The sequence below is a fragment of the Endozoicomonas acroporae genome (assembly GCF_002864045.1).
Taxonomy (GTDB): domain Bacteria; phylum Pseudomonadota; class Gammaproteobacteria; order Pseudomonadales; family Endozoicomonadaceae; genus Endozoicomonas; species Endozoicomonas acroporae.
This window is the reverse complement of record NZ_PJPV01000166.1, coordinates 19,556-29,804: the sequence shown is the minus strand read 5'-3', so window position 1 is coordinate 29,804 and position 10,249 is coordinate 19,556. Positions and strand designations below refer to the sequence as shown.

The window sequence follows — 10,249 nt, the reverse complement described above, 5'->3', positions numbered from 1 at the left end:
CGATTAAAGACATCAACAACACCCTTACAGCAAAACGCACGACATAAGCCGTGCTATTAATAGAGCCCTATCAACATCAACACTAAAGCCACATTAGCCTTAGTGAATACCTGCTGCTTCTGCACTTTCAGCATCGGCCATCTCAGAGGATGAGATAACCCGCTTTGGCAGTCGCTCAATCACTTTATTCAGGTTATTCAGTGACTGAAGGTGCAGGTAAATCAGCTCCAGACCATCATTGGCCATCAGGGCTGACAGTTCTTCAGCAGGAATACCTTTCAGCTTTTCACGATTAATGGTTTTAAACCCGGTCAGGGTCCGCTCTTCCTGGCCTGGCAGGGTGAATTTCGCCCCCATTTCTTCCAACAGACCCAGTTCGTTCAATTTTTTGCAAAACAACTGGGTACGTTGATACTGAGCCTGATAGTCCTGCAGAAAGCTCAAAACTTTCTCAAGGTACTGGGTTTGTTCACCTTCTGCATCAAACAGGCGCTCTCCTCGCCCGTCCTGATTACAACCGGCATAAGCTTCATCCAGACACAGCGTCAGCGTTTTTCCATCATCAGAGGTCGCAAAAACAAACGGATAGCGACGAATAAACGCAGGCACATAGGAGGCTTTCCATTGCCCCTCTTCGTCAACATAGGCGTTTTCACCTGCACGAACGCCCATCACAACCACTGGAACCACATCGTCGTCTTTGCCAGCAAAGACAATCGCGTATTCCTGAGACGCTTTTGGAAACTCTACCGCCATCAAAGGTACTGAGTTAACCTCTTTGGCAAAGTCATAATTGTTTTCAGCCTTGATAGACCAGTCAGAATGACGTTTTTTATTGACGGCTTCTACCTGTCCATAAATCAACAGTTGAACACTCATTTATTATTACCTCATTCCCTTACATTAGAATTCAGCCACCAAAGGCCAGCAACGCATTTGTGTCCGTTGATAAACTGACACCATTCAACAACCGGTTTATACCCACAATATCCGCTTCAGAGAGGCTACCCGCCGCACGTTTGAGGCGCAGATGATTCATCAGATAATCGTAACGGGCAGCAGAGAAGTCACTTCTGGCAATAAACAGCTCCCGTTCACCATCCAGCACACTGCCACTGGAGATCACGCCAGATTCAAATGCCGTGCGTTTACCCTCTGCCGCCTTCTCATAGGTTTCCACGGATTTTTGTAATGCATTGACCTTACTGATGGAACTGACAATCCCCGTATAGGCTGCCTGAGCTTCTCGGGCCACCTGACGAAGAGCCAACTCTAATTCATCCTGAGCTTGGTAATGACGATTAATGGACTCACGCACTTTTGATGAAACTGCACCACCAGAATAAATTGGCAAGGTCATTTGCAAGAGGACCTCCCGGGCATCCACTTCACTCCCGCCACCAAACAGTGAGCCGCCGGTTTCCTTGGTGCTCTGGGTGACCACAAGATCAAAAGTTGGATAATGACCGCCTTTCTGGCGGCGCACTTCCTGCCAGGCGACGTCGACAGCACTCTGTCTGGACAAAACCGCCGGGTTATTTGCCTGAGCATTATCCACCCAGCTTTTCATCGTAGCAGGGTCAGGGCGTTGCAAAGCCAGATTCTGGCCAAGAGCATTCAAGTTATCTGGCAACTTGCCAGAAATCTCCTTTAAGCCCTGGAGCGCATCATGGAGATTGTTCGCTATTTCAATCTGACGGGCCTGAGCCTGCATGTAACGTGCTTCGGCATCCAGTAAATCGGTGCTATTAGCAAGGCCATTGGCAAATTCTCGATCCACCAGCTGGAAATGTTTCTCAAGCGCCTTTACTTCAGCTTCAATTGCCTGATAACTGTCGCTTTCTCGCAATACCGTAAAATAAGCGGCTGCTACTCTCATCACCAGATCCTGGCGCACATTCTCCAGGTCAGCAGCAACCTTCCTCACTTCGGCCTTTGCCTGTTTGAAGTAGGCCCAATTGCTGTAGCTGTAGATAGATTGGGTCAGTGAAAGGTTTTGCTCATCGGTGGGAAACGAAGTACTGCCTTTTGCATAAACCGTATTGTCTGAACTGACAATATCCTGTTTTGATTTTGTTTTGCTGTACTCAAACTGGAGGCTTGGTAATAAAACCGCACGAGCCTGTGTGTATATTTCTTTGGAAGCTTCGTGCTCAAACATCCCTGCCCGATACACTGGATCATGATCAAGCGCCTGTTTATAAACATCAAGCAAATCAGCAGCCTGAGAATACAAAGGCACTATCGTTAACCATGACACTGTAAGGATAAACCTTTTCAGAGACGCAGCCTTGATACCGGGTGACATGTTCACGAACCCCTCCTTGAGCGGTGACATTTCGACGAACACCCTGAAAGGGTATATACGTACTTGCTTTTTATTGATATTTTATTCACCCATTGATTAAAAAATAAATGACAGGCACTTTCAAGAAGAAGTGTGCAAAGGTTAACAAAACAATACCCTTAGTTTCACCATGGGTTTCTAAAAAAAATCAGCCGTATAGAAGCGAATACCAATGGATGAACAAGCAGTTTCTGACTCCGAAAAAATACCACAAGACAATAGCCAGCTGAGTCACCAGACATCGGCTGACTATTATAAGGAATGGCTGCTTGGTCAGAACTATATGATTGACGGACTGCATTGCAGCCTGATCATGGTTCAAACTGATAACGTGCTCTTCAACGTGGCCTCCTGCCAAAAGAGCTCAACTTACTTCCCTAGGCTGGAAGCACTGGCCAGCCAACTCTCCCATTGGGATCAACCACAAATCAGTACACTGCATAGTGATGGGAGCAGTAGCGAAACATTTGCTCTCCTCTACCCGGTACAATCCAATGATCTATCTCTTCCTAACCAGCGCCCTATAGCCTTGGTCGCCATTGCACTGCAAGCCAACTCTCAGGAAGCATTGCAAAAAGCGATGGCGTCGCTTCAATGGAGTACTGCGGGGCTTGAGATTATTGATTATCAGCACCGCTTTGACGCGCTGAATTTTGAACAGAAATGCACTTCTGACCGGGTCAATATTCTCGCCAGAGTGCTATCGGAACCAAATTATTCTGCAGCAGCCATAGGGCTGGTCACAGAGCTGGCCACTCTTTTTAATTGTGATCGAGTCAGTCTGGGTGAATACCATAACCATCACACGACGTTGAAGTACCTGTCCCACAACACACAATTTGGCAAAAAAATGAACCTGGTTCGTGCCATTGAACAGGTCATGGATGAATCTATCGATCAGGATCGCCCTATTCGATTCCCCCAAACAGAAAACAATAAGTCAGCACTGACGCTGGCCCATAAAGCACTGTCCGGGCTACAGGGCGATGCCTGCATATTATCAATACCTGTATATTCCGACCATAAAGTGACTGGTGCCATTGTTCTTGAAACCAGCCCTGCCTGCCCTTTTACCGATGAACAGGTAGCACTTTGCCAGAGTATTATCAGTCTCATCAGCCCTTCACTGAACGACAAACGTCAGAATGATCTTTCACTGTGGCAAAAAGCGGTAGACTCCTGGAAAACCCAGTTTAAACGACTTACAGGGCCAAATTATCCGGGAAGAAAACTGGCCGCTCTGTTGTTAGTCGTCCTTTCTCTATTCTTTACCTTTGCAACCGGCACCTATCGCTTATCAACCCAGGCCAGAATTGAAAGCTCAGCTCAGCGAGCTATTGTGGCACCTTATGATGGCTATATAGAGAGCACCCATGCGCGCGCTGGTGATACAGTCAACTCCGGAGATACGCTCATCAGCCTTGATGATCGGGATCTGCGGCTGGAAAAACTGAAATGGCTATCAGAACAGGCAAAGCTTAATCGCCAGTATCAGGAAGCTCTGGCATTCAGGGACCGGGCAAAAATCAATATCATCACGGCACAGCTTCAACAGGCTGAAGCGCAACTGGAGCTGGTCAATAGCCAGTTAATGAGAGCCAACCTGACCGCCCCCTTTGATGGTCTGGTCATCAGCGGTGACCTTGATCAGCGACTTGGCAGCTCAGTCACCAAAGGAGAGGTTTTATTATCGGTATCTGAACTGGATGAATACCGCATAAAAATGTTGGTACCGGAAAATAGAATTGCTGATATTCAGCCTGGACAAGAAGGCACTGTTCATCTTTCAGCGCTGCCGGAAACACCTTTTAATTTTACCCTTAGCAAAATCACACCATTAACCGAAGCACTGGATGGTTCTACCTACTTTATCGTTGAGGGTGAGATTTTATCCGACACCAGTCTTATACAACCCGGAATGGAAGGCATTGGCAAAATCATTGTTGATGAGCGGAATCTTCTGGGCATCTGGCTAAGGGAAACCCGGGAGTGGCTTCAGCTTAAACTATGGGCCTGGTGGGGTTGAGGTAACGGATGTCAGGATCACTGTTCAGCAGCTCATGGTATAAGGTGGCAGACCTTAAAGTCCGGCTTAGAAAGCATGCCCATATCCACCGCCATGTGTATCGGGACAACCTCTGGTATGTACTTCAGGATCATGTGACAGGCCAGTTCCACCGGTTCAAGCCTGCGGCCTATCAGATAATCGCCCTGATGGATGGCACTCGTACTCTTCAACAGATTTGGGAAATAGCCTGTGAAGAGCTGGGGGACAATCTACCCACTCAGGATGAGGTTATCCAGCTGGTGGGCCAGCTCAACAAAGCTAACGTCATTCAAACGGACAAACTGCCCGATATTGATCAATTACAAAAACAACGGTCAGAAGTTATCCGTAACAAGTGGCTGCAACAGATTAAATCTCCCTTGAGCATACGAATACCATTGGTAGACCCGGAAGCATTTCTTTCTGCAACATCATCTATTGCCATAGCCATCTTCAGCCGTTTAGGCGCTATTGCCTTTTTATTCATTATTTTACTGGGTGGCGTACTGGCCATCACTCACTGGGAACCCCTGACAGAAAATCTCAGCGACCGCTTACTGGCTACAGAAAACCTGCTGATGATGGCTCTTGTCTACCCCTTTGTAAAACTCATTCATGAGTTAGGGCATGCCTACGCCGTTAAGCGTTGGGGCGGCGAAGTACACGAGATGGGGGTTATGCTACTGGTCATGTTTCCTGTGCCTTATGTTGATGCATCCGCAGCGTCTTCTTTTCATAACAAATATCAACGAATGTTCGTGGGTGCCGTTGGTATTCTTGGCGAACTGCTGATGTCAGCTATTGCCATGATAATCTGGGTCAGTGTTGAACCGGGTGTCGTGCGCGCACTGGCTTTCAATGTGATGTTGATTGGCGGTTTCTCTACCCTGCTCTTCAATGGCAACCCATTGCTGCGCTTTGATGCCTATTATGTTCTGGCTGATTACCTTGAAATACCCAACCTTGCCGCCAGAGGGAATGCTCAGGTGGGTTATCTGGTGAAGCAATACCTGTTGAAGGTTCAGGGCTTAAAATCCGTCACCCAAAGTCGTTCAGAATCCATCTGGCTGGTCGGTTATGCTGTTTTATCCTACATATACCGATTGTTCGTGATCGTGGCTATTTCGCTACTGGTTGCTTCCAAGTATTTTTTTATTGGTGTTTTACTGGCCTGCTGGTCTATCTGGAGCAGCTTGTTAGCGCCCATTATCAAGATGATTGCCAAACCAGTCTCTGACCCTCAGCTCTGGCATAAAAGAAAAACCATTTACCTATATTCCTGCATCTGCGTTGGCCTGGTTTTATCACTATTGCTGATGATCCCGATGCCCTATCAAACCTATAGCCAAGGTGTCGTTTATATCCCCCAGGAAGCCATCATTCGGGCTCCGGCTAACGGCTTTATTGAAAGGCAGTGGGCAGAAACGGGTTCTGAAGTATCTGTCGGCGATTCCATTTTCACTATGAACGCCCCTGAGCTTAAGGCCCAAGAGAAAGTGTTAACCGCCCAGGCCAGTGAAGCCAGGTTGAGATACCAGGCCGCGATTGATGACCGGACTCAGTCCGACATCCTCTCCCAGGAAGTGCAATTTATTAATAATGAACTCCTGGAAGCCAGAGAACGTATCCGCGCACTGACTATTTACGGAGTGACCGATGGTGAGTTAGTGGTTATTGATCGTTCAGGCATTGATGGCAAGTACTTTCAACGTGGTGATGTACTGGGTTACATTGTCAATTACGACCACTTACCTTTAACTACGGTGATTTCTGAGAGTGATATCGACCAGGTCAGGAATCACACCAAACAGGTTTCCCTGAAGTTTAGCTCTTCTCCAAATCAGGAATACCACGCCGAGATTATCAGGCAACATCCTTCATCAACCCACATTCTTCCAAGTCATACATTATCAACGGAAGGTGGTGGCCTCATCGCTCTTGCTCCAGATCGAGAATATGAACTGCAGAGTTATCAGGGTTACTTCCGGGTCGATATTGAAGCTGAAAATGCCCCTCGCCAGCGCTTTGATGAGCGCCTGCATGTGCTTTTTGAACATGACCCTGAGCCACTATTCTGGCGGTGGTATCGAGATATAAGAAGGCTATTCCTGAGGCAATTTGATGTTTAAGCTTCCACAACGACGACCGGCTTCAACACTAGACCGCCCTCAGAAAGCCATTCCCGGGCAGCAGATGTCAGCACGAATCTGGCGCTGGATAACGTCAATGGTTCTGCGCCCTGTTCAGGCTCAGGTTTGGATGTACTACCCTCTCCTCTGGAAAATAAAAAGCTATCACTCTGGTTTATCTGCGCTTTCTGATTCAGAACTGGACAACGAAATCCATAGTCTTAAATCAGCATTGCAGAAGAAAGGACTCACTCACACTTCAGTAACCAAAGCATTTGCAGTTATACGAGAAGTGTCTCGTCGTGAGTTGGGCATGTATCATTTTGATTCCCAGTTGCTGGGGGGGCTTGCCATTATCTATGGCAACATTGGCCAGATGCAGACAGGTGAAGGCAAAACACTGACCGCCACATTACCCGTTGCTGCAGCAGCTCTTGCAGGCATTCCATCCTGTCTTGTAACGGTTAACGATTACTTAACACAGCGTGATGCTGAACTGATGATGCCGGTGTATCAACGGCTGGGGCTTAGTGTTGGTGTTATTATTCAGGGGCTGCAAACCAGTGAACGACAGTCGCAATATGCCTGCAATATTGTTTATTGCACTAACAATGAACTGGCTTTTGATTATTTGAAAGACAGCATCATCCTGAAAGGCAAGAACAGCTCGCTTAATCTTCACGCGCAGAAACTGCTTAACCCTTCCAGTAAACATAAAACCACTGATATAGACGAACTGATGCTGCGCGGCCTCCACTTCGCCGTGGTGGATGAAGCGGACAGCGTTTTACTGGATGAAGCCCGCACACCACTGATTATCTCAGGAAAAGAAGCTCCCATCGCTGCCCAGCAGGAAGTCTATGCTCAAGCCATGATGATCGTTACTGAACTGTGTGAAGGTAAAGACTACAACATCTGGAAAGATCGACGCCATATCGAAATCACTCCTTCCGGTGAAGAGCAAATAGCCCATCTCACTAAAAACCTCGGGGCGCTCTGGAAAGGACGGGTACGCCGATTAGAACTTATCAGACAGGCCTTAACGGCCTGGCATCTCTTCGAACGCGATAAACAGTATTTGATTGACGACTCAATGGAACAACGAAAGGTCGTTATTATCGATGAGCACACAGGCAGGATGATGCCGGATCGCACCTGGGAGCAAGGGCTGCATCAGCTGATCGAAATAAAAGAAAACTGCCCTTTATCGGCACCCAGAGAAACCTTGGCGAGCATCAGCTTTCAAAACTTTTTCCGTCACTTTCATCACCTGTCGGGTATGACCGGAACCACCAGTCATGTACGCAGTGAACTATGGCGGGTTTATAATCTGCCAGTAGTCGATATTCCCACCCACAAAACCAGTCGGAGACAATTTCTCCACTATAGAATCTTTCAGAAAGAGCGCCAAAAATGGCAGGCGGTGCTGTCCCGGGTGAGAACCTTGAGTGCAAAAAATCGCCCCGTATTGATTGGCACCTTATCTCTGGCCGACTCTGAGCAGCTGAGTCAGTTCATGGACGAAGCGGACATTGATCATCAGGTTCTCAATGCCCGACAGGATAAATTTGAAGCGGATATCGTTGCCAAAGCCGGTGCGCCCGGCACGATCACTATTGCCACCAGCATGGCTGGGCGGGGCACTGATATTAAAATCGACGAAGTAACAGACGACAACGGAGGCCTTCATGTCATTATTACCGGCTTGCACGAATCATCCCGTATCGACCGGCAGCTGATTGGCCGTTGTGCACGCCAGGGTGACCGGGGAAGTTATGAACTCCTGTTATCCCTTGAAGACTCTCTTTTGAGTTCAAAATTGTCTGGGATACTGCAACAACTGTTCAATCTTCCACTCCCAATATTTCTGAAAAACTGGTGTGCATTAATAACTTTCCGTTATTGCCAGAGCCAGTTTGAACACAAGCATGAACGAGCTCGTAAGCACTTACTTCGCAGTGACGAGCACCAACGGGAACTTCTTTCATTTGCCAATTCGCGGGTATGAATTCCATGACCAGCACTAAACGTCAAATCTCCACCATTATTTTTGCACTGCTTTTATCCTCGTGCGCTCAGGTCATATTCGCACAGACCAGCACAACCGATTTCGGTCAGCTTAGCTGCCTTCTGGAGCCCAGTAAAAGTTCAGATTTGAGCAGCGAAGTGCCCGGTATCATTCGTGACCTGAAGGTGCAACGGGGCGACACCGTCAAAAAAGGTCAGGTGCTTATGGTTTTGAATTCAGATGTCGAACAGGCAACCCTGAAAACGGCGAGAGCTCGAATGGATTTTGCTGAGCGCAAACTGCAACGTAATGAAGCTCTCTACAAAGATAAGCTGATCTCTGACCACGAGCAGGATGAACTGTTGACCGAAAAAAGGCTTGCCATGCTGCAGGCCGAGGAAGCACTTGTCCGACTGCGCCAGCGGGAAGTCCGCAGTCCTTTTTCCGGCGTCATTACCGATGTTGTTAAAGAGCCGGGGGAATATATCGATGACTCTCATTTTCTACAGGTGGTAAGTCTCGACCCACTGCATGCCCAGGTCATTTTTCAGGCAGATCTTTACGGACACATCAAAAAAGATACCCCCATAACGTTGTTTACCAAAGGTTCTGAGCAAGGATTCACAGCGCGGATAAAAACTCTTGACCCTATTATTGATGCGGCCAGTGATACCTTTGGCATCACCGTTGAGGTCAACAATGATCAACAGCAACTCATTGCAGGTTCACGGTGTCGTATAGAAATTTCAGCAATACCGAGTGATATTCAATGATTCTTCGCTTTGATAGAAAATCGAAATGCATCGGTATCCTAATGATCAATACTATCATGGCCATGAGAACCACTTATGCTATCTGCTAATTCAACCCCAAAAAAATTCGATGATTTATTCCAGCGACTCGACACAAAGAAATTTTTTCATGGCTGTTGCAGTATCCAGTCTGTATTCCAGAAAGAACGATCTATTAAGCTGAAGCCCGGCCAAGTCATAGACCGCAGAATACTGATGGGTTTTGCAAAAGAGCAGAAAACCATTGAGGAGTGGTCTCTATTTTTAAAATTTCTCAATGTCCCGCAGGAGGTCATACGTCAAATCCTCAACAATATTCAAAATGCAGACACACTTTTATTTGGAATAGAGGAGATGGATGATAAAGCAACATTAAAAGTATACTTGGAATACTGGAACTTTCTTGTTTCCCTCATTCAACAAGGTAAACATGATCGTCAGCCTTTTGCCCTGAATCGTGGATATAAATGGGAAGCTGACAGTCCAGAACATTGGAAGGAAGATATTTACTGGTGTTACCCGCTTTTAACACTGACTGAAATACATAACCGCATAAAATCGCTCACAATTATTAATGATGCGATTTTCAAATACTTCCTGAGCCCTGTACTTTTTCAAAACCGATCTTTGACAGGGTCACAGCTCATTTATCTTGAAGTTATCGGGAAAGACAATGCAAGACAATCCTTTGATATCAATTGCTATAAGGGACAGTTATCAGTGGCAGATGCATTACCCTTCCTTCTGGAACTGGCTCAGCAATGGCATATTAGAAATGACTTGTTAAAGCTGCCCAAATACAGTACACGCTCTCTCGGGCATATTTCTGGAGGAGTGGGGCGAGATAATCAGCCTTTTCTCTCCATATATGTCGAAGATTGATTACTTTACTCCTCACATCTTGATATGTGCCAAAACCTTCCACAT

The 10,249-nt window shown here is 46.9% G+C and carries 7 protein-coding genes; 5 read left to right on the top strand and 2 right to left on the bottom strand.

Features of this window, described 5'->3' with window-relative positions:
- Positions 1–99: 99 nt before the first annotated feature.
- Together CX664_RS21960 and CX664_RS21955 are read right to left on the bottom strand one after the other, a co-directional pair.
- Positions 100–879 carry a SapC family protein gene (locus CX664_RS21960; RefSeq protein WP_101748795.1) on the bottom strand — a complete coding sequence of 260 codons (780 nt, stop codon included), beginning with the start codon at positions 877–879 and terminating at the stop codon, positions 100–102.
- Between the two features lie 31 nt (positions 880–910).
- On the bottom strand, positions 911–2,308 hold the full coding sequence (locus CX664_RS21955; protein WP_244910713.1) for a TolC family outer membrane protein: 1,398 nt from the start codon (positions 2,306–2,308) through the stop codon (positions 911–913).
- Positions 2,309–2,519: 211 nt separating this feature from the next.
- Between CX664_RS21955 and CX664_RS21950 the strand changes: the two genes are divergently transcribed.
- The 5 genes from CX664_RS21950 (at position 2,520) to CX664_RS21930 (ending at position 10,204) form a co-directional block, all read left to right on the top strand.
- The gene (locus CX664_RS21950) at positions 2,520–4,373 is read left to right on the top strand and encodes a GAF domain-containing protein (protein ID WP_101748793.1); all 1,854 of its coding nucleotides are present in this window, start codon (positions 2,520–2,522) and stop codon (positions 4,371–4,373) included.
- A gap of 8 nt (positions 4,374–4,381) precedes the next feature.
- Entirely contained in the window at positions 4,382–6,523 is a 2,142-nt protein-coding gene (locus CX664_RS21945; protein ID WP_101748792.1) for an efflux RND transporter periplasmic adaptor subunit, read from the top strand.
- A complete protein-coding gene (locus CX664_RS21940) occupies positions 6,516–8,531 on the top strand; it encodes a preprotein translocase subunit SecA (RefSeq protein ID WP_101748791.1) in 2,016 nt (671 codons plus the stop codon). Before CX664_RS21945 ends, CX664_RS21940 begins: the two co-directional genes overlap by 8 nt.
- Positions 8,532–8,536: 5 nt before the next feature.
- A complete protein-coding gene (locus CX664_RS21935) occupies positions 8,537–9,304 on the top strand; it encodes an efflux RND transporter periplasmic adaptor subunit (RefSeq protein WP_244910711.1) in 768 nt (255 codons plus the stop codon).
- 75 nt (positions 9,305–9,379) lie between these two features.
- Entirely contained in the window at positions 9,380–10,204 is an 825-nt protein-coding gene (locus CX664_RS21930; RefSeq protein WP_101748789.1) for a hypothetical protein, read from the top strand.
- Positions 10,205–10,249: the final 45 nt, after the last annotated feature.

Excerpts from the sequence above, each read along its gene's own strand:
- CX664_RS21940 (WP_101748791.1), top strand. The coding sequence starts at position 6,516 with ATGTTTAAGCTTCCACAACGACGACCGGCTTCAACACTAGACCGCCCT.
- CX664_RS21935 (WP_244910711.1), top strand. The coding sequence starts at position 8,537 with ATGACCAGCACTAAACGTCAAATCTCCACCATTATTTTTGCACTGCTT.
- CX664_RS21950 (WP_101748793.1), top strand. The coding sequence starts at position 2,520 with ATGGATGAACAAGCAGTTTCTGACTCCGAAAAAATACCACAAGACAAT.
- CX664_RS21930 (WP_101748789.1), top strand. The coding sequence starts at position 9,380 with ATGCTATCTGCTAATTCAACCCCAAAAAAATTCGATGATTTATTCCAG.
- CX664_RS21945 (WP_101748792.1), top strand. The coding sequence starts at position 4,382 with ATGTCAGGATCACTGTTCAGCAGCTCATGGTATAAGGTGGCAGACCTT.
- CX664_RS21960 (WP_101748795.1), bottom strand. The coding sequence starts at position 879 with ATGAGTGTTCAACTGTTGATTTATGGACAGGTAGAAGCCGTCAATAAA.
- CX664_RS21955 (WP_244910713.1), bottom strand. The coding sequence starts at position 2,308 with ATGTCACCCGGTATCAAGGCTGCGTCTCTGAAAAGGTTTATCCTTACA.